Below are 23,074 nucleotides of genomic sequence, written 5' to 3'. Positions count from 1 at the left end.
CTACTCGGCCGGGGCCGCACCCGGACCGGACTGGCCCTGCTGGGTCTCCCCGTGCTCGGTGCCCTGGGGCGCCGTGCCGCGGTCGGTCGGGCCCTCGGAACCCGGCGTGGGTCCGGACTGGGTGCCCGCCGCGGCGGCACCCACCGGCGCCATCGCGCGCAGCAGGATCTGGCTGACGTCGAGGACCTCGACGTGCTCGGCCGCCTCGCCCTTCTCCTTCTTGGTGTTCACCGCGTCGCTGAGCATCGTGATGCAGAACGGGCAGGCGGTGGAGATGACGTCGGGCTCGAGCTCGAGGGCCTCCTCGGTGCGGTTCATGTTGATCCGCGTCCCGATCTTCTCCTCCATCCACATCCGCGCACCGCCGGCGCCGCAGCAGAACCCGCGGTCCTTGCAGCGGTGCATCTCCTGGGTGCGCAGGCCCTGGACGCTGTCCAGGATCTCCCGCGGCGGCGTGTAGACCTTGTTGTGCCGACCCAGGAAGCACGGGTCGTGGTAGGTCACCTTGCGGTCGATCGGGGTGACCGGCACCAGCCGGCCCTCCTCCACGAGCTGCCCCAGCAGCTGGGTGTGGTGCACGACGTCGTAGTCCCCGCCCAGCTGGGGGTACTCGCGGTTGATCGAGTTGAAGCAGTGCGGGCAGGTGGCCACGATCTTGCGGCGGCCGGTCTCCCGGCCCTCGAAGACGGTGTTCAGCGTCTCGACGTTCTCCGCGGCCAGCTGCTGGAAGACGAACTCGTTGCCCATCCGGCGGGCCGGGTCACCGGTGCAGGTCTCCCCCGAACCCAGCACGGCGAACTCCACGCCGGCGGTGTGCAGCAGCTCGGCGACGGCCTTGGTGACCTTCTTGGCCCGGTCGTCGATGGCCCCGGCGCAGCCCACCCAGAACAGGTACTCGACGTCGTCGTCGATGGCCCCCTCGACCTGGCGGACCTCGAAGTCCATGTCCTTCATCCACTCGTCCCGGGTGGACGGGCTGACGCCCCACGGGTTGCCGCGGTTCTCCAGGTTGCGCAGCATCACGCCGGCCTCGGAGGGGAAGCTGGACTCGATCAGGGTCATGTAGCGGCGCATGTCCATGATGTGGTCGACGTGCTCGATGTCGACCGGGCACTGCTCGACGCAGGCGCCGCAGCTGGTGCAGCTCCACAGCACGTCGGGGTCGATGACCCCGCCCTCCTCGAGCGTCCCGACCAGCGGCCGCTCGGCCTGCGCGTCGTTGGTGCCCTGGATGCGGGCGAACCCGGAGTACCAGGTCTGCTCCTCCGAGGGCGCCTCCGGCGTCATCGTGGACTCGCCGCCGTCGCTGTCGCCCTTGCCGTCACCGACGGTGCGGGCGCCGACCAGGTAGGGCGCCTTGGCGTAGAGGTGGTCCCGCAGGTCCATCACGACCATCTTCGGGGACAGCGGCTTGCCGGTGTTCCAGGCCGGGCACTGGCTCTGGCACCGCCCGCACTCGGTGCAAGTGGTGAAGTCCAGCATCCCCTTCCAGGTGAAGTCCTCGATCTTGCCGCGGCCGAAGGTCGCGTCCTCGTCGGGGTCCTCGAAGTCGATCGGCACGCCGCCGGAGGTCATCGGCTGCAGCGGGCCCAGCGCGACGGAGCCGTCGTCCTCGCGCTTGAAGTAGATGTTGAAGAAGGCGCTGAACCGGTGCCAGGCCACGCCCATCGTCAGGTTGCGGGCGATCACGATCAGCCAGACCAGGCTGACGACGATCTTGACGAAGGCGATGACACTGACCAGGTCGGGGCTGTCGGGGAAGAGGTTGGACAGCGCCGAGCTGACCGGGTGCGACCAGCCGGGGGCGTCGTCGATGCCCGAGGCGATCTTGGCGGCCCGGATGGACAGGATGCACAGGCCGATGACCAGCACGACGGCCTCGACGAAGTAGCCGCGGCCCTCGTTGGAGCCGGTGAAGCGCCCGTTGCGGCCGGTGCGGCGGGGGTGGTCCTTCTGTCGGATGACGATCAGCACCAGGATGCCGATGACCGTGCCCAGGCCGATGACGTCGACGAAGAGGTTCCAGACGCCCCAGTTGCCGATCAGCGGCAGGTGGAAGGTGGGGGAGAAGACCTCGCCGAAGGCCTCGACCAGGGTGAGGAACAGGCCGTAGAAGCCCACCATCACGAACCAGTGCGCGGCGCCGATGGTCGACCACTTGAGCATCCGGGTGTGCCCCAGGGACTCCACGGCCAGGTTCTTGAGCCGGGGGACGACGGGCCCGAACCGGGTGCCGTCGGCCTGCCCGGTCTTGATGACGGCGAGCATCTTCCGCACCGCCTGGGTCGCCAGCACCACGGCGACGACGAGCAGCAGCACAGCGAGCGTGCCCAGGACGATCTGCAACGGGCCCACGAGACTCCCTCTCCCCCCGGGCGGTCGACGACGACCCCGGGAACTGGCGCGGACACTAGCCGAGCGCACCGACATGCTACTGGCGAGTAACCGGGCTCCCAGGGGTCTGCTCGGGGTGTCCGCGGGAACCGGGGGCGCTTTGCCCTGCGCTCCCGGGCGTGCCAACCTGTCGCGACCGCTCACGCCCGTGCTGATCCCCCAGCCCGGCCGGGGCCGGCAGGGGAGGCGACGACGTGCGCGGGGAGGTGCGTCGCCGGGTCTACCTCGCCATCGCCGTCGTGGGTCTGGCCGGCTGTGCCTGGCAGATCGCCTCCGGGGGCTCCTCGGACGTCGAGCGCCGGGTCTCCTTCCCCCTGCTGGCGCTCTTCCTGCTCTCCGCCGTCGCCGTGCTGGTGTGGGCCCCGCGCCGGATCCGCTACGTCGAGGTCGGCGGCTACGTCACGGTGGCCGGGGTCTGGCTGACCACGATGGGCGTGCAGCTGGCCGAGGCGCCCAGTGACGACGCCGCCTGGGCCTCGTTGTTCCCCGGGGTCTTCGCCAACCTCTGCCTGCTCGTCGTGCTGGCCCACCTGTGGTTCGACACCCGGTGGGCTCTGGTGGCCTCGCTGCTGGCGCCGGCGGCGGCGATGGTCATCGGACTGGTCCGCTTCTTGCCCGCCCAGCCCGGCAGTCGGGGGTACGCGGCCGAGCTCGTCGCCGCGCTGGGCTACGTCGCGGTGCTGGCGATGCTGGCCTTCCTGATGGCCCGCAGCAAGGAGGCGCTGGCGCTCAGCCGTGCCGAGGCCGCGCGGCTGCACACCCTCGCGCACACCGACGAGCTGACCGGGCTGCCCAACCGCCGCAGCCTCATCGACGCCCTGCGCGGGGCCGTGCAGGACCGCCGGGAGGGTGGCTCGACGGCCGTCGTCCTGTTCGACCTGGACCGCTTCAAGGCGGTCAACGACCGGTACGGCCACGACGTCGGGGACCTGGTCCTGCAGGGCGTCGGCGACGTCGTCCGGCGCTCGCTGCGCACCGACGCGGTCTTCGGCCGGTGGGGCGGCGAGGAGTTCCTGGTCGTCGTGCCCCGTGCCGACCTGGCGGCCGGGGAGGCCGTCGCCCAGCGGTTGCGTCGCGACATCTCCGAGCACGAGTTCCCGGGCGGGCTGGCCATGACGGCCAGCTTCGGCGTGAGCGTGGTCACCGACGCCGACTCCGTGGACGCCGTGCTGGTGCGGGCCGACCGGCTGCTCTACGTGGCCAAGGAGGGCGGCCGGGACCTGGTGGTCAGCCGGATGCCGCGGCCCCGTCCCGGTTCCGAGGACCTCGACGGGCTGCCCACCGGGCGCTGAGCGCCCGGTCCGGCCCCGGGGTCCCCGGCGCACACCCCGCCCGCCGGGGTGACCGCCGGGAACACCCGCGGGGGGTCTGCCGTTAGGGTGGGCAGGAAAGTTGAGCGGCCCCGGCGCAAGGCATGCGTGAACCACCGCCGGCCCGGGCACCGCGAGACCACCGGACCCGCACGAACCCCGCAGTCCCGAACGGAAAGGCCTCTTCCTCCATGTCACGTGCAGTCGGCATCGACCTCGGCACCACCAACTCCGTCGTCGCCGTCCTCGAGGGTGGCGAGCCCACGGTCATCGCCAACTCCGAGGGCTCGCGGACGACCCCCTCGGTCGTCGCCTTCGCCAAGAACGGCGAGGTCCTGACCGGGCAGTCGGCCAAGAACCAGGCCGTCACCAACGTCGACCGCACCATCCGCAGCGTCAAGCGCGAGATGGGCACGACGTGGAAGACCGACGCGATCGACGGCAAGAACTACACGCCGCAGGAGATCAGCGCCCGCGTGCTGCAGAAGCTCAAGCGCGACGCCGAGACCTACCTGGGCGAGCCCGTCACCGACGCCGTCATCACGGTGCCGGCCTACTTCGAGGACGCCCAGCGCCAGGCCACCAAGGAGGCCGGTGAGATCGCGGGCCTCAACGTCCTGCGCATCGTCAACGAGCCCACCGCCGCCGCGCTGGCCTACGGCCTGGACAAGGGCGAGACCGAGCAGACCATCCTGGTCTTCGACCTCGGTGGCGGCACGTTCGACGTCAGCCTGCTGGAGATCGGTGACGGCGTCATCGAGGTCAAGGCCACCGCCGGTGACAACCGCCTCGGCGGCGACGACTGGGACCAGAAGGTCATGGACCACCTGGTCAAGACCTTCAACGCCAGCAACGGCATCGACCTGTCCAAGGACAAGCTGGCCATGCAGCGCCTCCGCGAGGCCGCCGAGAAGGCCAAGATCGAGCTGTCGGGCGCCCAGTCGACCAACGTCAACCTGCCCTACATCACCGCTGGCGCCGACGGCCCGCTGCACCTGGACGTGACGCTCACCCGCGCGGAGTTCCAGCGGCTGACCCAGGACCTGCTGGACCGGGCCAAGGCCCCGTTCAACCAGGCCGTGCGCGACGCCGGCATCACCGTCGGCCAGATCGACCACGTCGTGCTCGTCGGTGGCTCCACCCGGATGCCCGCCGTCTCCGACCTGGTCCGTGAGCTGACCGGTGGCAAGGAGCCCAACAAGGGCGTCAACCCCGACGAGGTCGTCGCCGTGGGTGCCGCGCTGCAGGCCGGTGTGCTCCGCGGCGAGGTCAAGGACGTGCTGCTGCTCGACGTCACCCCGCTGTCCCTGGGCATCGAGACCAAGGGCGGGATCATGACCAAGCTCATCGAGCGGAACACCACGATCCCGACCAAGCGCTCGGAGATCTTCACGACCGCCGACGACAACCAGCCCTCGGTGCAGATCCAGGTCTTCCAGGGCGAGCGCGAGATGGCCGCCTACAACAAGAAGCTCGGCATGTTCGAGCTGACCGGCCTGCCCCCGGCCCCCCGCGGTGTCCCGCAGGTCGAGGTCGCCTTCGACATCGACGCCAACGGCATCGTGCACGTCCACGCCAAGGACCTGGGCACGGGCAAGGAGCAGTCGATGACGATCACCGGCGGCTCGGCGCTGCCCAAGGACGACATCGCCCGGATGATGGCCGACGCCGAGGCCCACGCCGAGGAGGACAAGAAGCGCCGCGACGAGGCCGAGACCCGCAACCTGGCCGAGTCCCTCCAGTACCAGACCGAGAAGTTCCTGGCGGAGAACGGCGACAAGATCCCCGAGGACAAGAAGGAGGAGCTCGGTGCGGCGCTGACCGACCTGCGCTCCGCCCTCGGTGGCTCGGACACCGCGGCGATCAAGACCGCCCAGGAGAACGTCGCCCGGATCTCCCAGGAGGTCGGCGGTGCCCTCTACGCCCAGCAGGCCGAGAACGCCGCCGGTGCCGAGGGCCAGCCCGGCGCCGCGGGTGCCGCCGGGTCTGCGGGCGCGACCCCGGGCAACGACGACGACGTCGTCGACGCCGAGATCGTGGACGAGGACACCGACAAGAAGTGAGCGACCGACCGCAGGACGAGGAGACCCCGCGCGTCGTCATCCGTGACAGGCGCAGGATCGACCCGACCAGCGGCCAGGCCCGGCAGCCGGCCGGCGCGTCCCCCGCGGACGTGCCGGCCGGCACCGCCGGACCCGGTGCCCAGGCCCCCGGGTCGGACACCCCCCAGCACGCACCGACGGCCACCCCAGGGGAGCAGATGAGCGAGCAGACCGGACCCGAGGTCGACCAGCCCGACGCGGTCGCCACCGAGGTGCCCACCGAGCAGTCGGCGGCGTCCACCGAGCAGTCGGGGACGTCGGCCGAGCCGCAGACCGAGGACGCCCGGCAGCTGGCCGAGCGCACGGAGGACCTGCAGCGGGTCAGCGCCGAGTACGCCAACTACCGGCGGCGGGTCGACCGCGACCGCGCCCTGGTCGTCGACCAGGCGGCCGAGCGGTTCGCCGGTCAGCTGATCCCGGTCGTCGACGACATCGAGCGGGCCCGGGAGCACGGGGACCTGACGGGGGCCTTCAAGGTCGTCGCCGACCGCGTGCTGGGCCTGCTGGACGGTCTCGGCGTCACCACCTTCGGTGCGCCGGGCGACCCGTTCGACCCGGCGCTGCACGAGGCCGTGCTGCACGACTCGTCGGCCGAGGTGACGGTCCCGACCGCCACCACAGTGCTGCGCCCGGGCTTCCGGCGCGGCGAGCGTGTGCTGCGCACCGCGATGGTGGGGGTGACCGACCCGGAGAACCCGGCGCCGGTGGCCCAGCCGTCCGAGCAGGCCGCGGACGGCGACCAGCCCGCGAGCTGACCCACGGGTCGACGGCCGGGGCGACGCCACGTCGCCCCGGCCGCACCCGTCGGTGCGCGCCCGCGGGCAGCAGCACCGGCACCAGCACCGACACTCGGACCGAGCAGGGAGGGGGCGCCCGATGAGCACCCGGGACTTCATCGAGAAGGACTACTACGCCGCGCTGGGCGTCGCGAAGGACGCCGACGCCGCCGCCATCAAGAAGGCCTACCGCGCGCTCGCCCGCGACCTGCACCCGGACAAGAACCCGGGCAACGCCGCGGCCGAGGCCCGGTTCAAGGACGTGTCCGAGGCCTACGACGTGCTGTCGGACCCCAAGCGCCGCGGCGAGTACGACGAGGCCCGCCGGCTGTTCGGCTCCGGGGGCTTCCGTCCCGGTGGCGGCGGCGGGGGCTTCCCGGGCGGCTTCCCCGGCGCGGCCGGTGGGAACCAGCCCTTCGACCTCGGCGACCTGTTCAACCAGGGCGCCGGCCGGGCCGGTGGAGCCGGCGGTGCCGGCGGCATCGGCGACCTGTTCGGTGGCCTGTTCGGCAACGCCGGCGGAGGTGGCGGAGGAGCCCGCAGCCGCAGCCAAGCCGCCTCGGGCCCGGCCCGCGGCCAGGACGTGGAGACCGAGGCGACGCTCGCCTTCGACGAGGCCGTCCTCGGGGTCACCGTCCCGCTGCGCATGCAGAGCCCGGGTTCCTGTGCGACCTGCCACGGCAGTGGTGCCAAGCCCGGCACCAGCCCGCACACCTGCCCGGTCTGCCACGGCGCCGGGGTGACCAGCCGCAGCCAGGGCGCGTTCGCCTTCTCCGAGCCCTGCCGGGAGTGCCGCGGCAGCGGCTCGGTCGTCGAGGACCCCTGCCCCACCTGCAAGGGCAGCGGGATCACCGACCAGACCCGGACCATCACCGTCCGGATCCCGCCGGGGGTCAAGGACGGCCAGCGGATCCGGCTGGTCGGCAAGGGTGCTCCGGGCCGCCGCGGTGGACCGGCCGGCGACCTCTTCGTCGTCGTGCACGTCTCGGGCAGCGAGCTGTTCGGGCGCAGCGGGGACGACCTCACCCTCGAGGTGCCCATCACCTTCGCCGAGGCGACGTTGGGCACGACCCTGACGGTGCCGACGCTGGACGCCAACGTGTCCCTGCGGGTGCCGCCGGGCACGGCGAGCGGCCGGACCTTCCGGGTCCGCGGCCGGGGCGTGCAGGGCAAGGCGAAGGCGGGTGACCTGCTGGTGACGGTGACCGTCGCGGTGCCCACGACGCTGACCCCCGGCGCCCGCGAGGCCGTGGAGAAGCTGGGTGCCGAGCTCGTCGAGGACCCCCGGCCGCGGGTGACGACCGCGGTCCGCGGCGGGAGCCCCTCGTGAGGGGGCCGGTGACCCGTCGGGGGAGGGCGGTCCGGTGAGCGAACCCCGGTCGGTGGCCGAGGACGCCCCGGTCTTCGTCATCTCCGTCGCCGCCGAGCTGGCCGGCATGCACGCCCAGACACTGCGCCAGTACGACCGGCTGGGCCTCGTCCGCCCGGGTCGCACCGCCGGGGGCGGACGCCGCTACAGCCCCCGGGACGTCGCCCTGCTGCGCGAGGTCCAGCGGCTGAGCCAGGAGGACGGTGTCAACCTGGCCGGCATCAAGCGGATCATCGAGCTGGAGTCCCAGGTCGAGGCGCTCCAGGAGCGGGTGCACGAGCTGCTCGCCGAGCTCGACGGCGCACAGCGTCGGGCGATGGCCGCGGAGTCCGCGGTGGCGGCCGGGTTCCGGCCCGACCTCTCCCACCCGGTGCCCGGTTCGGCCCTCGTCGTCTGGCGGCCGCGGCCACCGCGGGGCGCCCGGTGACCACCGGCACGGGCGCTGTCGGGAACCCACCGCAGGTCGCAGACGTGGAGGACAACGTGAGCGCACAGCAGACCGCCGCCGGGACGACCGTCGACCGCGACCCCGCCGGGTCCCGGCCCGGCGACGAGCTGGACGCGCACGCCGCCTACGTGATGCTCGAGCGCGAGGTGGCGCTGCTGCTGCGCCGGGCGCGGGCCATCCACGGCCGGCTGGCCAGCGAGCTGCACCGCGGGCTCGACGGCGCCGCCTACGGCCTGCTGGTGCTGCTCGACGACGCCGGCCCGCTGCGCGCCAGCGACGTCGTCACCCGGCTGGGACTGGACAAGTCCACGGTGAGCCGGCAGGTGGCCTCGCTGGTCGACCTGGGCCTGGTGGACCGGGCCGCGGACCCCGACGACGGCCGGGCGCAGGTGCTGTCGACCTCCGAGGAGGGCCACCGCCGGCTGTCCGAGATCCGGGACGCCCGCCGCTCCCGCTGGGAGACCGACCTCGCCGACTGGCAGACCCGGGACGTGGCCACCATGGCCGAGCTGCTGGGCCGGTTGAACCGGCTCGGGGAGGCCCGTGAGGCCCAGGCCTCGCAGCAGTCCGCCCAGCCCGAGGGCTGACCCGGCACCGCACCAGCCAGTACGACAGCAGGCCCGGCCGACTCGGCCGGGCCTGCTGTCGTCGTGGGGTGCCGGGGTTCACAGCGGGTGCAGTTGCAGACAACAACCAACTGACAGAAGATGGTTGAGGTCTACAAGCAACGCAGGAGGCACCCCGTGGGCATCACGCAGGACACCACCGACCGGCTGACCGCCGGCATGGGCCAGCTGCTGCGCGTGGGCCGGCAGCTCTCGCACCGCGCCGCCCACGAGCTCTACGGAGACCTGCCCTCCTTCGGCTGGGCCGTGATGGCGCCGCTGGAGATCTCGGGGGAGCAGCGGCTCAGCACGCTGGCCTGCAGCCTCGGTGTCGACGTGTCCGTCGCGAGCCGGCAGGTGGCGGCCCTGGAGCGCTCGGGGTACGTCCACCGTCGGCCCGACCCGCAGGACGGCCGGGCCAGCCTCATCTCGTTGTCCGCCGAGGGCACCGCCGCCCTGCAACGCACCCGCAGCGTGCGCGGCCAGTGGGCCCAGGCCGCCCTCGCCGACTGGACCGAGGAGGAGGCCGCGCAGCTCACCCGCCTGCTGGAGCGGCTCACCACCGACCTCGCCGCCACCGACAGGGCCGCCACCGACCGGGCTGCCACCGCACCCGGCTGACCGGGCGCCGGCCCGCCCGGCGCGCCCAGCCCCCACCCCTCCGCACCACCCGGGAGAACCCAGCATGGCCAGCACCACCACCGAGCGGACCGTCTCGGGGAAGACCCCCGCCGCCGCGCCCGCAGTCGAGCAGCAGGGCCGGATGACCCACCGGCAGATCCTGGAGGCCCTGTCCGGGCTGCTCCTGGCGCTGTTCGTGGCGTTCCTGTCCTCGACGGTCGTCTCGAACGCCCTGCCCACGATCATCACCGACCTGCGCGGCAGCCAGAGCCAGTACACCTGGGTCGTCACCGCGACGCTGCTGGCCAGCACCGCCTCCACCCCGATCTGGGGCAAGCTCGCCGACCTGATGAGCAAGAAGCTGCTCATCCAGATCGCCATCGTCGTCTTCGTCGTCGGCTCGATGCTCGCCGGACTCGCGCAGTCGGTGCCCACGCTGATCGGCTGGCGCGTGCTGCAGGGCCTGGGCCTGGGCGGCCTGCAGGCGCTCGTGCAGATCGCGATGGCCGCGATGATCAGCCCCCGCGAGCGCGGCCGGTACTCCGGCCTGCTGGGCGGCGTGATGGCCGTGGCGACCGTCGGCGGCCCGCTGATCGGTGGGCTGCTGGTCGACACCAGCTGGCTGGGCTGGCGCTGGTGCTTCTTCGTCGGCGTCCCGTTCGCCGTCGTCGCGCTGGTGCTGCTGCAGCGCACGCTGCACCTGCCCACCGTCAAGCGCGACGTCACCATCGACTACCTGGGTGCTGCCTTCCTGACCGCCGGCGTCTCCGCGCTGCTGATCTGGGTCACCCTGGCCGGGGACACCTTCGCCTGGATGTCGCTGGAGACCCTGCTGATGGTCGGCGGCGGGCTGCTCGCCGTCGTCGCTTTCGTCGTCACCGAGATGCGCGCGAAGGAGCCGATCGTCCCGCTGCGGCTGTTCCGCGACCGGACGACGACGCTGGCGATCATCGCCTCGGTCGCCGTCGGCGTCGCGCTCTTCGGCTCCACGGTCTTCCTGGGCCAGTACCTGCAGATCTCCCGGGGCTACTCGCCGACCGCGGCCGGCCTGCTGACCATCCCGATGGTCGGTGGCCTGCTCGTCTCCTCCACCGCGTCGGGGATCCTGATCTCCAAGTACGGGAAGTGGAAGGCCTACCTGGTCGCCGGGTCGGTGCTGGTCGCCGCCGGGTTCGGCCTGCTGTCGACCATCGACCACACCACGGACATGGTCCTGCTCGGGTTCTTCCTCGCCGTCCTGGGCCTGGGCATCGGCATGACGATGCAGAACCTGGTGCTCGCCGTGCAGAACACGGTGGCGGCCTCGGACCTGGGTGCCGCGAGCTCCGCGGTGGCCTTCTTCCGCAGTCTGGGCGGCACCATCGGCGTCTCGGTGCTGGGCGCCGTCCTCAGCGCCCGGGTGACCACGCTGATCACCGACGGGCTGCCCGCCGGCGCGGCCGGTCAGGTCGGCGGTGGGGACGTCGGACTGGCGACGCTGAGCACCGCGCCGCCGGAGATCCAGGACCTGATCCGGGTCTCCTACGGCGACGCGACCGGCCGGATCTTCCTGATCGCCGCGCTGCTGTCGGTCATCACGTTCCTGGCCGTGGTGTTCATCCGCGAGGTCGCGCTGCGCACCGAGAGCGGCGACGAGCGGATGGCCTCCGGCGACCGGGTGCTAGACCCGACCCAGGAGCCCGCCGAGCAGCACCGGGCAGCCCGGCCGGTCGAGGGCAGCACCGCCGACGTCGACGCCCAGCTCGCCGGGCGGCACGCCGTCGGCGGCGGGGAGGCCCCCGAGCAGCCGGTCCGGGTCACCGAGTTCACCGGCATCGAGCTGGAGGACCAGCACGGCCGGCACGAGTCCGACGCCGGCGCCCACGAGCGGGCCGACGCCCGCCGCTGAGCCCGGCCGCAGCACCGCGAGGCCCGTCCCCACCCGGGGGCGGGCCTCTGGTCGTCCCGGGGAGGGGGACCAGCGCCGCCCGGAGGAGGGGGACCAGCGCCGCCCGGAGGGGGGACCAGCGCCGCCGCCGGGGACGGGGCACGGGCGGTCCGGGCGCGGGCGCGGTGCGGGCGCGGGTGCGGGCGCGGGCGCGGGCGCGCAGCCTGGTCGTGGCTGCGCCCCCACACCGACGTCCGCGCAACCGTGCCGGCCTGGACGCGCACCCGGGCCGGTGGTGCGCGTCCAGGCCGGTGACGGCCGGGACGAGGCCGCGTGAGCGCGCACCCGGGCGGTCGCCGCGCGCCTGCGCGGTGACCGCGCACCCGTGACCCGTGCGCCCCTGACCGCGCGCACCCGCGACGCCGGGATGAGAGGACTGCCACCCGGGTCTCACGGAGGGCACCGGAGCGCCGGACACCGTTCACGTCGTGTCCACCTCCACCGCCGCCACGGACGAGCTGCCGACCCTCGCCGACCGCACCCGGCCCATGGCCGTGGCCGCCGAGCAGGCCGCCACCGAGCAGGCCGACCCGGCGCAGGCCGACCCGGCGCAGGCCGACCCGGCGCAGGCCGCCCTCGAGCACACAGGGCCCGCGCAGGCCGGCACCGACCAGCCGACCGCGCAGCAGCCACTGGTCGGCCCCGCCCGCCGACCGGGCACCCGGGTCACCACCCCCGGCGCCCGGCTCACCGCGCTGCGCGCCCGGCTCACCGCCCAGCGCCTGAGGCTCACCGCGCAGCGCCTGAGGCTCACCGCCCTGCAGGCCCGGGCCGCCGCGCTGCTCGTGGGCCTGCGCGGCCGCGACCTGGTCGGCGTCGGGCTGCTGGCCGGGGTGCTGCTGGCGGTGCTGGCCGGCCGGGTCACCGGTGGGCTGACCGGCCCGGCCGCCCTGGTGCTGGCGGTGTTCGCCGTCGCCACCTGGGCCTGGATCGCCACCGACCTCGACGACACCGCCGTCGCGCTGGCCGCGGCACTGGTGCTGGCACTGACCGGGGTGCTGTCGGCCGACGAGCTGTTCGCCAGCCTGGGCTCCGACGTCGTCTGGCTGCTGGTCGCCGCCTTCGTGGTGGGCGTCGCCGTCGCCGCCTCCGGGCTGGCCGACCGCGCCGCGAGCCGGCTGCTGACCCGGGCCCGCAGCCCGCGCGGACTGGTGCACCTGACGACCCTGGCGCTGGTCGCCACCACGTTCGCGGTGCCCTCCACGTCGGGGCGGGCCGCGCTCGCGCTGCCGGTGTTCCTCGCTCTCGCCCGGGTGCTGCGGGACCGACCCCAGCTGGTGCGGGGGTTGGCGCTGCTGGTGCCCACCGTCGTGCTGCTGTCCGCGGTCGGCTCGCTGCTCGGCGCCGGCGCGCACCTGGTCACCAGCGCCGTGCTCTCCGAGGCCACCGGTGAGGGCGTGTCCTTCCTGCGCTGGGTGCTGCTGGGCCTGCCGCTGGCGCTGGTCAGCTCGCACCTGGCGGCCGAGGTCGTGCTGCTGCTGAGCACCGACCGCGCCGAGCGGGCCACGCCGCTGCGGGTGTCGGCCGCCGAGCTGTCCGCCGAGGTGGGCACCCCGGCCGCGCTCACCCGGGAGGAGCGCCGGGTGCTGGGGCTGCTCGCGGTCGTCGTCACGCTGTGGTGCACCGAGGCGCTGCACGGGCTGTCCCCGGCGCTGGTCGCCCTCGGCGCCGCGCTCGTCGTCACCGCCCCCGGCTTCGGGCGCACCCGGCTCGGGGACGCGCTGGGACAGGTGCCGTGGTCGCTGCTGCTGTTCCTGGCCGCCACCCTGGCGCTGGGTTCCGCGCTGGTCGGCTCCGGCGCCGCTGCCGCGCTGGCCGGGGTCGCCATCGGCCCGGCCACCGGCTCGCCGGTCGCCTTCCTGGTCGTGGTGGTCGTCGTCTCCACCGCCGCGCACCTGGTCATCGCCTCGCGCACCGCCCGCTCGGCCGTCCTGGTCCCGCTGGTGGTGGCCCTCGCGCCGGTCGCCGGGGTCGACCCGGTCGCGGCCGCGATGGCCTCGACCGCGGCCGCCGGGTTCTGCCACACGCTGCCCGCCTCCGCGAAGCCGGTGGCCGTCTTCGCCCGGGTCCAGGGCGTGCCCACCTACGGCCCGCGCGAGCTGCGCCGGCTCTCGGCCGTCCTCGGCCCGCTCACCGCCGCGCTCGTCGTCGTCTTCTCCCTCGTGGTCTGGCCGGTCCTCGGCCTCCCCCTCGCGCCCTGAAGCCCCCCGCCCCCGACCACCCAGAACGAAGGAGCCCCACCATGTCGATCACCCGCGTGCTCGTCGCCCCCAGCGGATTCAAGGAGTGCCTGGACACCGGCGAGGTGGCCACCGCCATCGCCGACGGCGTGCGGCGGGTGCTGCCCGACGCCGTCATCGACCGGGTCCCCCTGGTGGACGGCGGGGAGGGCTCGGCCGCCGCCCTGGCCGCGGCCACCGGCGGGCACCTGCTGCCGTGTGGGGTCACCGGCCCGGTCGGCCTCCCGGTGACCGCGCACGTGGCGGTGCTCGGCGGCTCCTCGCGGGGCACCGTGGTGCTGGACATGGCCTCGGCCGCCGGGCTGGCACTGGTCCCGCGGGACCGGCGCGACCCCACGGCCACCACCACCGCCGGGGTCGGTGAGCTGGTGCTGGCCGCCCTGGACACCGGCTGCCACCGGGTCGTCGTCGGCTGCGGGGACTCCGGCACCAGCGACGGCGGTGCCGGCGCCCTGCAGGCCCTCGGCGCCCGGCTGCTGGCCGCCGACGGCCGGGAGCTGGGCCGGGGTGCCGCCGTCCTCGGTGAGGTCGCCGACGTCGACCTGTCCGGGCTGGACCCCCGGCTGGCCGACGTCGAGCTGGTGGTCGCCGGGAACCTGACGAACGTGCTCACCGGCCCGCGCGGGGTGGCCCGGGTGTTCGGCCCGCAGAAGGGTGCGACCCCCGAGCAGGTCGAGCAGCTGGCCGCCGGTCTGGAGCGCTGGGCGGCGGTGCTGTCCCGGGTCAGCGGCCGGGAGCTCGCGACGCTCCCGGGCAGCGGCGCCTCCGGCGGGCTGGGCGCGGGGCTGGCCGCGATCGGCGCCGAGCTGGCCTGCCGGTTCGACGTGTTCTTCGACAGCCGGCTCGCCGGCGCCCGGCTCGACGAGCTCATCGCCGCCGCCGACCTCGTCGTCACCGCGGAGGGCCAGCTGGACGCCCAGACCCCGCGCGGCAAGGTGCCCGCCGAGGTCGCCCGCCGCTGCCGGGCCGCCGGCACCCCGGTGGTGGCCCTGGCCGGCACGCTGGGCGAGGGCTGGCCCGCGGTCTACGACCTGGGCATCGGTGCGGTGGCCAGCATCGTCACCGGGCCGATGACCCTCGCGCAGGCGATGACGGACGCCGCGCCGCTGGTCACCGGGGCGGCCGAGTCCCTGCTGCGCACCGTCCTGCTGGGTGAGCAGCTGCGCGCCGTCCCGGTGCTCAGCGCAGCTGCGTGAGCGTGTCGTCCACCAGCTGCTGCTGTCCGGTGAGGAAGGCGGCGAACTCCGGGCCGGTGAGCAGGGCATCGGTCCAGGAGTTCGTGGTCAGCGCGGCCCGCCACTGCGGGGTGTCGTGCAGGGCGAGGACCAGGTCGGTCAGCCGCCGGACCTCCGCCTCGGTCAGGCCGGGCGGGGCGACCAGGCCACGCCAGTTGCTGAACACGACGTCGATGCCCAGCTCGCGCAGGGTCGGTGCGTCCACCGCGCGCACCCGCTCGGCGCCGGTGGTGGCCAGCGCCCGGACCTCGCCGCCGGCCAGCTGGTCGGCGAACTCCGCGTTGCCCGACAGCGCCACCTGCACCTGCCCGGACAGCAGGGCGGGCACCAGGTCCCCGCCGCCGTCGAAGCCCAGGTAGTCCACGTCCGCGGGGGCGATGCCGAGTGCTGCGGCCAGCCGCAGCGCCAGCAGGCTGTCCGGGCCGGCCGGTGCGGACCCGCCACCGACGACGAAGGACGCGGGGTCGGCGGTCCAGGCGGCGACCAGGTCGTCCATCGAGCGGTAGGGGGAGTCCGCGGCGACCAGGACCGCGCCGGACTCCTCCAGCAGCCGCGCCACCGGGGTGACGTCGGCGACCGTGGTGGGCACCTCCCCGGCCCGGGACGCCGCCAGCAGGCCCAGTCCCATGCTCATCAGCAGGTCCCCGTTGCCGGCCTCGCCGGACAGCCGGGCCAGCCCGACCGTCCCGCCGGACCCGGGCAGCTGGAAGACCTCCACGCCCTCGGCCAGGCCGGTCTCCTCCAGCACCCGCACCGCCGTCCGGGCGGTGACGTCGTAGCCGCCCCCGACCGTGTTGGGCACCATGACCCGCAGGTCGGTGACGGGGTCGCGACCCCCGCTGCACCCGGTCAGCACGGCCAGGACGACGAGCAGTCCGGCCACGGCGCGCATGGCGCCCATGGTGGCCCACGACACCGGGAGGGCCATCATGGCGGGGTGGCCCGCCGTCCGACCTCCCTCGCCGGGCGGCTGCTGGCCTTCCAGCTGGGGCTGGTCGCGGTCGTCGTGCTCGGCGTCGCGGCGGTGTCGGTCGCGCAGAGCCGGTACGCCACGGAGGCCGGCGCCGACCGGCGCGCCCGGGCCGTCGCGGAGTACGCGGCCAGCGTCCCGGTGCTGCGCTTCGAGCTGACCGAGGTGGCCGCCGACGGGGCCCAGATCGCCCCGGTCGTGGAGGACCTGCGCACCACCAGCGACGTCGACTCGATCGTGGTCACCGACGCCGCCGGGCTGGTGCTGGCCGCCCCCGACGACCCCCGGCTGCTGCGCACCACCCTCACCCCCGGGGACGGCGACGCCGCGGCCGGCTGGAGCGGTGGGACGACGCTGGGGGACCGCGACGTCCGAGCCGCACGTGCCCCCGTGCTCGGGGACGACGGCGCCCTCCTGGGCACCGTCGTCGTCGCCATCGACGACCCCAGCACCGCGGCGTTGCTGGTCACCGCGCTGCCGGACCTGCTGACCTACCTGGTGGTGGCCGGGGTGCTGGGCGTCGCCGGATCGGTGTTCCTGGCGCGCCGGGTCAAGCGGCAGACCCTGGGCCTGGAGCCGGCGGAGATCGCCTCGCTCACCGAGCACCGCGAGGCGATGCTGCACGGCATCCGCGAGGGCGTGCTCGGCCTGGACGTCGAGGGTCGGGTCACCCTGGTCAACGAGGCCGCGGTGGAGCTGCTGGACCTGCCCGAGGACTGCGTGGGGACGCCGCTGGCCGACCACGTGCCCGAGGAACCGCTGCTGGGCCTGCTCACCGGCCGGTCCGGGACGCCGGAACCCGACCGGATGGTGGTCCGCTCCGGCCGGCTGCTGGTCCTCACCCGCACCGACCTGGAGCGTGGGGGCCGGGCGCTGGGTTCGGTGACGACGCTGCGGGACCACACCGAGCTGGTGGCGCTGCAGCAGCAGCTGGTCACCAGCCGCGACGTCAGCGAGACGCTGCGCGCGCAGACCCACGAGTTCGCCAACCGGCTGCACACGATCTCCGGGCTGGTGCAGCTGGGCCTGCACGACGACGTGGTCGGCTTCATCGAGGCGCTGGGCCGGGACAGCGCGGCCGCCGACGCCGGGGTGGGCCGGCAGCTCGCCGACCCCACGGTGGCGGCCCTGGTCGTCGCCAAGGCCAGCCTGGCCCGGGAGCGCGGCGCGGTGCTGGAGGTCTCGGCGGACTCCGGGCTGCCGCGGGTGGCCCCGGGCCTGGCCGCGGACCTGGTGACGGTGCTGGGCAACCTGGTCGACAACGCGCTGGACGCCGTTGGCCCGACCCCGGGCGCGCACGTGCTGCTCACCGCGCTGGTCGAGGGGGACGACGTGCTGGTCGAGGTCGCCGACGACGGGCCGGGGGTGGACCCCGCCGTCCTGCACTCGGTGTTCCGGCGCGGGGTGTCCACCAAGGACGGCGAGGGTCGTGGGCACGGCCTGGCGCTGGTGCAGCTGGTCTGCGGGCGGCGCGGCGGCGACGTGCGGGTGGACTCCCCGGCGGGCGGCGGGGCGGTGTTCACCGCGCGGCTGCCGGTGCACGCCGACGAGCTGGCCGCCCCGGTCGGTGCCGCGTGACCGGCCCGGTCCGGGTGCTGGTGGTGGACGACGACCCGCTGGTGGCCGCGGTGAACAAGGGCTTCGTGGACCGCGTCGAGGGCTTCCGCACGGTCGGCGTCGCCGGGACCGGGCAGGACGCGTTGGACCGGGTCGGGCACGGCGGCGTGGACCTGGTGCTGCTGGACGTGCACCTGCCCGACGTCCCGGGCACCGAGGTGCTGCGCCGGCTGCGGGAGGGCACCCCGGACCTGGACGTGCTGATGGTGACCGCGGCCCGCGAGGTGGACACCGTGCAGGCCGCGGTCCGGGGCGGTGCGGTGTCCTACCTGCTCAAGCCGTTCACCGCGGAGGACCTGCGGGTGCGGCTGCTGCACTACCGGCAGGTGCGGGAGCACCTGTCCTCGGTGGCCGCGGCCGAGCAGTCCGACGTCGACCGGGCCTTCACCGGGCCCTCGGAGGCGCTGCTGGCGCGGGGCATGCCCAAGGGGCTGTCCCGGGAGACGGCGCAGCGCGTGGAGCTGGCGCTGCGGGCGGCGGGGGAGGAGGGCCTGTCGGCGACCGAGTGCGCCGAGTCCCTCGGTGCCTCCCGCGTGAGCGCACGCCGGTACCTGGAGCACTTCGCCGCGACCGGCCGGGTCGGGGTGCACCTGCGCTACGGCTCCACCGGCCGACCCGAGCGCCGCTACGCCTGGCGGCCCTGAACTCGACGGCCCTGGACGCACGACGGCCCTGGACGCACGACGGCCCTGGACGCACGACGGCCCCGCCTCCCGGGGGGAGACGGGGCCGTGTGCCGGGGCTCAGGAGACGAGCGCGGCGTCCAGGGTGATCTCGACGCCGGTCAGGGCCTTGCTGACCGGGCAGCCGGCCTTGGCGTCCTGGGCGGCCTTCTCGAAGCCGGCGGCGTCGAGGCCGGTGACCTCGCCGCGGACGGTGAGCGCGATGCCGGTGAGCTTGAAGCCGCCGTTGGCCGAGTCCGGGCCGAGGGAGACGTCGGCTGCGACCTCGAGGGACTCCGGGGTGCCGCCGGCCTGGGCGATCAGGGCCGAGAGCTGCATGGCGAAGCAGGAGGAGTGCGCCGCGGCGATGAGCTCCTCGGGGGAGGTGGTGCCACCGGCCTCGTCAGCGGCCCGCTTGGGGAAGGACACCTCGTAGGTGCCGACCTTGCTGCTGGACAGCTCGACCTGTCCGGAGCCCTCCTCGAGGGTGCCGTTCCATGCGGTGCGTGCGGTGCGCGTGGGCATCGTGCCTCCTGGCGTGTGAGGGGTCGCCGTGGTGTCGACGACAGTCAGTTGTACACAACTGATCAGGTCCGGGCCTTGTTCCCGTCCTCGACGACCCGCTCGGTGAGGGCCCGCAGCTCGGCCTTGAGGTGGTCGAACTCGCTGATCGCCATGCCCAGTGCCCCGATCATCTCGGTCGACACGTCCATCGCCTGGGACTCCAGTGCCCTGCCGGCGTCGGTGAGCTGGATGGAGACCGAACGCTCGTCGTCCACGCGGCGGTGCCGGGTGACCAGGCCGGCGGCGGTGAGCCGCTTGAGCAGCGGGGACAGCGTCCCGGAGTCCAGGGCCAGTCGGGAACCGAGTTGGCCCACGGTCTGTCCGTCGGTCTCCCAGAGCAGCATCATCACCAGGTACTGGGGATAGGTCAGCCCCATCTGGTCCAGCATCGGACGGTAGCGGGCCGTCACGGCCCGGGAAGCGGCGTAGAGCGCGAAGCAGAGCTGGTCGTCCAGAGCGACGCTCGGCGACGGGGAGTCCGACATCGGGCAAGCCTAAGTCGTGGACCACCGGATTGCGTTCCGGAATGTCCCGGATCCGGACTGGACGGACAGAGTTGAGCGGAACAGACTCAAGTCCTGCTCCGTTGACGGAGTCAGCGAGCACCACCCACCGACACCACCCCACCGACACCACCTGACCGAGAGGACCCCGTCCCGACCATGGACAAGCTGACCACCCGATCGCAGGAGGCCATCGCCGCGGCCCAGCGGCTGGCGGTCGACCGCGGCCAGGCGAGCCTGGAGCCGCTGCACCTGCTCGTCGCCCTGCTCGACCAGGCCGACGGCATCACCGCTCCGCTGCTGCAGGCCACCGGCGCGATCCCGGGGGAGGTCCGCGCCAAGGCCGAGGCCGCCGTGCGCCGGCTGCCCAGTGTGTCCGGGTCCAGCGTGCCGGCACCCGCGCCGTCCCGGGACCTCCTGCGGGTGGTCAACGCCGCCGGCGAACAGGCCTCGGCGCTGGGCGACGAGTTCGTCTCCACCGAGCACCTGCTGGTCGGGCTGGCCACCGTCGGCGGTGAGGCCGGGTCGGTGCTGACCGGCGCGGGGGCCTCGGCCGACTCGCTGCTGGCCGCCTTCCGGACCGTCCGGGGTTCGCGCAAGGTCACCTCCGCGGACCCCGAGGGCACCTTCGAGGCCCTGGAGAAGTACGCCGTCGACCTCACCGAGCGGGCCCGCGACGGGAAGATGGACCCGGTCATCGGCCGGGACACCGAGATCCGCCGCGTCGTGCAGGTGCTGTCCCGTCGGACCAAGAACAACCCGGTGCTGATCGGGGAGCCCGGCGTCGGCAAGACCGCGATCGTCGAGGGCCTGGCGCAGCGGATGGTCGCCGGCGACGTCCCGGAGAGCCTCAAGGGCAAGCGGCTGATGAGCCTGGACCTGTCCGCGATGGTCGCCGGGGCCAAGTTCCGCGGCGAGTTCGAGGAGCGCCTCAAGGCGGTCCTGACCGAGATCACCGAGTCCGACGGCGAGATCGTCACCTTCATCGACGAGCTGCACACCATCGTCGGGGCCGGTGCCTCCGGTGACTCCGCCATGGACGCCGGCAACATGATCAAGCCGATGCTGGCCCGTGGTGAGCTGCGGATGGTCGGTGCCACCACGCTGGACGAGTTCCGCGAGCACATCGAGAAGGACGCCGCCCTGGAGCGCCGGTTCCAGCAGGTCCTCGTCGGCGAGCCCACCGTCGAGGACACGATCGGCATCCTGCGCGGGCTCAAGGAGCGCTACGAGGTGCACCACGGCGTCCGGATCACCGACGCCGCCATCGTCTCCGCCGCCACCCTGTCCGACCGGTACGTCACCGCCCGGTTCCTGCCCGACAAGGCCATCGACCTGGTCGACGAGGCCGCCAGCCGGCTGCGGATGGAGATCGACAGCCGCCCGGTCGAGGTCGACGAGGTCGAGCGGGTGGTCCGCCGGCTGGAGATCGAGGAGATGGCGCTGGCCAAGGAGGACGACGAGTCCTCCGCCGCCCGGCTGGTCGCCCTGCGCGAGGACCTGGCCGACCGGCGCGAGCTGCTCGACGAGCTGACCGCCCGCTGGCAGCAGGACAAGGGCGCCATCGACCGCATCCGGGAGACCAAGGAGCGGCTGGAGACGGTGCGCCAGGAGGCCGAGCGTGCCGAGCGGGACGGCGACCTGGCCCGCGTGGCGGAGCTGCGGTACGGCCAGCTGCCCAGCCTGGAGAAGGCCCTGGCCGAGGCGTCCGGCGCGACCGCGGAGGCCTCGATGCTCAAGGAGGAGGTCGGCCCCGACGACATCGCCGAGGTCGTGCAGTCCTGGACCGGCATCCCGGCCGGCCGGCTGCTGGAGGGCGAGACCGCCAAGCTGCTGCGGATGGAGGACGTGCTCGCCGGCCGCGTCGTCGGCCAGCCGGCCGCCGTCCGGGTGGTGTCCGACGCCGTCCGCCGGGCCCGCTCCGGGGTGGCCGACCCCGACCGCCCCACCGGGTCCTTCCTGTTCCTGGGCCCCACCGGTGTCGGCAAGACCGAGCTGGCCAAGGCGCTGGCGGAGTTCCTCTTCGACGACGAGCGGGCGATGGTCCGCATCGACATGAGCGAGTACTCCGAGAAGCACTCGGTGTCCCGGCTGGTCGGGGCGCCCCCCGGCTACGTGGGCTACGAGGCGGGCGGCCAGCTGACCGAGGCGGTGCGTCGTCGTCCCTACACGGTGGTGCTGCTCGACGAGGTCGAGAAGGCCCACCCCGACGTCTTCGACGTCCTGCTGCAGGTGCTCGACGACGGCCGGCTGACCGACGGCCAGGGCCGGACGGTGGACTTCCGCAACACCATCCTGGTGCTGACGTCGAACCTGGGCTCGCAGGTCATCGCCGACCAGTCGGTCCCGGCCGACGCCAAGCGGCGGGCCGTGGACGAGGTGGTCCGGGCGCACTTCAAGCCCGAGTTCCTCAACCGCCTCGACGACGTGGTCGTCTTCGACTCGCTGGGCACCGACGAGCTGACCGGCATCGTGGACATCCAGGTCGGCGTGCTGGCCCGCCGGCTGGCCGCCCGCAGGCTGTCCCTGCAGGTGTCCGACGCGGCCCGGGAGTGGCTGGCGATGAACGGGTTCGACCCGGTCTACGGCGCCCGACCGCTGCGCCGGCTGGTGCAGTCCGCGATCGGCGACCAGCTGGCCCGCGCGCTGCTGTCCGGCGAGGTCCGGGACGGCGACGGGGTGCTCGTCGACGTCGCCGAGCCCGACACCGCGTCCCTGGGCGTCGGTGCGGCCGACGGGGGTCTGACGGTGCGGCGGGCGGCGCGGGTGCCGGCCTGACGTGCGTCTCCCCCGTCCGGTCGGTCGTGCACGACCGACCGGGCAGGGGTGTGTCACCTGCTGCGCAGGTGGGCCGGGTGCCCCATGATCACCACGCCGGGCGACCCCCGGCACCCCGGCGAGGAGGAGGACGACGACGTGACGTCAGGCGGATGGGACCAGGGCCGACCCGGTCAGGGCGGCGAGCCCGGCCAGCCCGGTGCGGGCCAGCAGCCCGGCTGGGGACAGCAGGCACCGGGTCAGCAGCCCGGGTACGGACAGCAGCCCCCGCAGTACGGCCAGCAGCCGCCGCAGGGCCCCGGCCAGCAGGGGTACGGCCAGCAGCAGGGGTACGGGCAGCAGCAGGGCCACGGCCAGCAGCCGGGCTACGGCCAGCAGCAGCCCGGCTACGGGCAGGGCGGGTTCCCGGCCGCGCCGCCGGCCAGCTGGGGTCCGGCGGGTGCCCGTCCGCCGCGCCCGTCCACGGTGACCAACGGCGTCTACGCGTTCGTCGCGGCCACGGTCATCGGGCTGATCAGCTCGATCGTCACCTTCGCGAACCTGGACGCGATCACCGACAACGCGGCCCGGGACGCCGGCCTGGACCCGGACACGGCCGAGCTGGCCGGGCTCGGCTCGGGCGTCGCCGCGACGGCCGCCGTCTTCGGGCTGGTGTTCTTCGCCGCCTACTGCGCGGTCATCTGGTTCGCCTACCAGGGCAAGAACTGGGCGCGGATCACGCTGTTCGTGCTGGGTGGGCTCAGCCTGCTGTCGGTGTTCAACATCGCCAGCACCGGGGTCGCGCTGATCACCATCACCGGCGTCCTCCAGCTGCTGCTGATCGCCGTGGGCATCTTCTTCCTGGCCCAGAAGGCCTCCAGTCAGTGGTACACGGCCATGAAGGGCCGCTGACCCCAGTCGCCACCGGACGGCCCCACCCGCTCTCTGCGGGTGGGGCCGTCCGCGTCCGTGGG

At 74.1% G+C, this 23,074-nt stretch carries 18 protein-coding genes; 14 read left to right on the top strand and 4 right to left on the bottom strand.

Annotation, left to right across the window (positions count from 1 at the left end; translation table 11 throughout):
- On the bottom strand, positions 1–2,355 hold the full coding sequence (locus AC0IVP_RS10315; protein WP_056300438.1) for a (Fe-S)-binding protein: 2,355 nt from the start codon (positions 2,353–2,355) through the stop codon (positions 1–3).
- A 233-nt stretch (positions 2,356–2,588) separates the two neighbouring features.
- Here AC0IVP_RS10315 and AC0IVP_RS10310 point away from each other — a divergent pair, with 233 nt between their 5' ends.
- The 10 genes from AC0IVP_RS10310 (at position 2,589) to AC0IVP_RS10265 (ending at position 14,988) form a co-directional block, all read left to right on the top strand.
- Positions 2,589–3,686: a GGDEF domain-containing protein gene (locus AC0IVP_RS10310; protein ID WP_471756397.1), complete on the top strand. Its 1,098-nt coding sequence runs from the start codon at positions 2,589–2,591 to the stop codon at positions 3,684–3,686.
- 209 nt (positions 3,687–3,895) lie between these two features.
- Positions 3,896–5,767, top strand: coding sequence for a molecular chaperone DnaK (gene dnaK, locus AC0IVP_RS10305; RefSeq protein WP_056300424.1), 1,872 nt, complete (start codon positions 3,896–3,898; stop codon positions 5,765–5,767).
- Complete coding sequence (gene grpE, locus AC0IVP_RS10300) at positions 5,764–6,561, top strand: nucleotide exchange factor GrpE (RefSeq protein WP_056300421.1); 798 nt, start codon at positions 5,764–5,766, stop codon at positions 6,559–6,561. Before dnaK ends, grpE begins: the two co-directional genes overlap by 4 nt.
- A 121-nt stretch (positions 6,562–6,682) precedes the next feature.
- A complete protein-coding gene (locus AC0IVP_RS10295) occupies positions 6,683–7,912 on the top strand; it encodes a DnaJ C-terminal domain-containing protein (RefSeq protein WP_471756395.1) in 1,230 nt (409 codons plus the stop codon).
- A gap of 34 nt (positions 7,913–7,946) precedes the next feature.
- Positions 7,947–8,378: a heat shock protein transcriptional repressor HspR gene (locus AC0IVP_RS10290; protein ID WP_471756393.1), complete on the top strand. Its 432-nt coding sequence runs from the start codon at positions 7,947–7,949 to the stop codon at positions 8,376–8,378.
- Positions 8,379–8,434: 56 nt separating this feature from the next.
- On the top strand, positions 8,435–8,986 hold the full coding sequence (locus AC0IVP_RS10285; RefSeq protein WP_471756391.1) for a MarR family winged helix-turn-helix transcriptional regulator: 552 nt from the start codon (positions 8,435–8,437) through the stop codon (positions 8,984–8,986).
- A 156-nt stretch (positions 8,987–9,142) separates the two neighbouring features.
- Entirely contained in the window at positions 9,143–9,625 is a 483-nt protein-coding gene (locus AC0IVP_RS10280) for a MarR family winged helix-turn-helix transcriptional regulator (protein ID WP_471756389.1), read from the top strand.
- A 64-nt stretch (positions 9,626–9,689) separates the two neighbouring features.
- The gene (locus AC0IVP_RS10275) at positions 9,690–11,513 is read left to right on the top strand and encodes an MDR family MFS transporter (RefSeq protein ID WP_471756386.1); all 1,824 of its coding nucleotides are present in this window, start codon (positions 9,690–9,692) and stop codon (positions 11,511–11,513) included.
- Positions 11,514–11,980: 467 nt separating this feature from the next.
- Complete coding sequence (locus AC0IVP_RS10270) at positions 11,981–13,753, top strand: SLC13 family permease (RefSeq protein WP_471756384.1); 1,773 nt, start codon at positions 11,981–11,983, stop codon at positions 13,751–13,753.
- A gap of 41 nt (positions 13,754–13,794) precedes the next feature.
- On the top strand, positions 13,795–14,988 hold the full coding sequence (locus AC0IVP_RS10265) for a glycerate kinase family protein (protein WP_471756382.1): 1,194 nt from the start codon (positions 13,795–13,797) through the stop codon (positions 14,986–14,988).
- Here AC0IVP_RS10265 and AC0IVP_RS10260 read toward each other — a convergent pair.
- Positions 14,972–15,955 carry a tripartite tricarboxylate transporter substrate binding protein gene (locus AC0IVP_RS10260; protein WP_056300726.1) on the bottom strand — a complete coding sequence of 328 codons (984 nt, stop codon included), beginning with the start codon at positions 15,953–15,955 and terminating at the stop codon, positions 14,972–14,974. The genes AC0IVP_RS10265 and AC0IVP_RS10260 overlap by 17 nt on opposite strands.
- Positions 15,956–15,964: 9 nt before the next feature.
- On the opposite strand from AC0IVP_RS10260, the gene AC0IVP_RS10255 reads away from it, so the two are divergent.
- Both AC0IVP_RS10255 and AC0IVP_RS10250 read left to right on the top strand, forming a co-directional pair.
- On the top strand, positions 15,965–17,575 hold the full coding sequence (locus AC0IVP_RS10255; RefSeq protein WP_056300405.1) for a sensor histidine kinase: 1,611 nt from the start codon (positions 15,965–15,967) through the stop codon (positions 17,573–17,575).
- Positions 17,572–18,258 carry a response regulator gene (locus AC0IVP_RS10250; protein ID WP_471756380.1) on the top strand — a complete coding sequence of 229 codons (687 nt, stop codon included), beginning with the start codon at positions 17,572–17,574 and terminating at the stop codon, positions 18,256–18,258. The genes AC0IVP_RS10255 and AC0IVP_RS10250 overlap by 4 nt, the downstream gene beginning before the upstream one ends.
- A gap of 99 nt (positions 18,259–18,357) precedes the next feature.
- Here the strand turns inward: AC0IVP_RS10250 and AC0IVP_RS10245 are convergent, their stop codons facing one another.
- A complete protein-coding gene (locus AC0IVP_RS10245; protein ID WP_056300397.1) occupies positions 18,358–18,801 on the bottom strand; it encodes an OsmC family protein in 444 nt (147 codons plus the stop codon).
- Between the two features lie 62 nt (positions 18,802–18,863).
- Complete coding sequence (locus AC0IVP_RS10240; protein ID WP_056300395.1) at positions 18,864–19,325, bottom strand: MarR family winged helix-turn-helix transcriptional regulator; 462 nt, start codon at positions 19,323–19,325, stop codon at positions 18,864–18,866.
- A 177-nt stretch (positions 19,326–19,502) separates the two neighbouring features.
- On the opposite strand from AC0IVP_RS10240, the gene clpB reads away from it, so the two are divergent.
- On the top strand, positions 19,503–22,121 hold the full coding sequence (gene clpB / locus AC0IVP_RS10235; RefSeq protein WP_471756378.1) for an ATP-dependent chaperone ClpB: 2,619 nt from the start codon (positions 19,503–19,505) through the stop codon (positions 22,119–22,121).
- 84 nt (positions 22,122–22,205) lie between these two features.
- Positions 22,206–23,012 carry a hypothetical protein gene (locus AC0IVP_RS10230; RefSeq protein WP_471756376.1) on the top strand — a complete coding sequence of 269 codons (807 nt, stop codon included), beginning with the start codon at positions 22,206–22,208 and terminating at the stop codon, positions 23,010–23,012.
- Positions 23,013–23,074: the final 62 nt, after the last annotated feature.

This window comes from Klenkia sp. AC732 (assembly GCF_979256525.1).
The sequence above is the reverse complement of the archived record's forward strand: the minus strand, read 5'-3'. Positions and strand labels throughout refer to the sequence as shown.

Coding starts and splice junctions, on each gene's coding strand:
- dnaK (WP_056300424.1), top strand. CDS start 3,896: ATGTCACGTGCAGTCGGCATCGACCTCGGCACCACCAACTCCGTCGTC.
- AC0IVP_RS10295 (WP_471756395.1), top strand. CDS start 6,683: ATGAGCACCCGGGACTTCATCGAGAAGGACTACTACGCCGCGCTGGGC.
- AC0IVP_RS10275 (WP_471756386.1), top strand. CDS start 9,690: ATGGCCAGCACCACCACCGAGCGGACCGTCTCGGGGAAGACCCCCGCC.
- AC0IVP_RS10265 (WP_471756382.1), top strand. CDS start 13,795: ATGTCGATCACCCGCGTGCTCGTCGCCCCCAGCGGATTCAAGGAGTGC.
- AC0IVP_RS10260 (WP_056300726.1), bottom strand. CDS start 15,955: ATGGCCCTCCCGGTGTCGTGGGCCACCATGGGCGCCATGCGCGCCGTG.
- AC0IVP_RS10245 (WP_056300397.1), bottom strand. CDS start 18,801: ATGCCCACGCGCACCGCACGCACCGCATGGAACGGCACCCTCGAGGAG.
- AC0IVP_RS10240 (WP_056300395.1), bottom strand. CDS start 19,325: ATGTCGGACTCCCCGTCGCCGAGCGTCGCTCTGGACGACCAGCTCTGC.
- clpB (WP_471756378.1), top strand. CDS start 19,503: ATGGACAAGCTGACCACCCGATCGCAGGAGGCCATCGCCGCGGCCCAG.
- AC0IVP_RS10230 (WP_471756376.1), top strand. CDS start 22,206: ATGATCACCACGCCGGGCGACCCCCGGCACCCCGGCGAGGAGGAGGAC.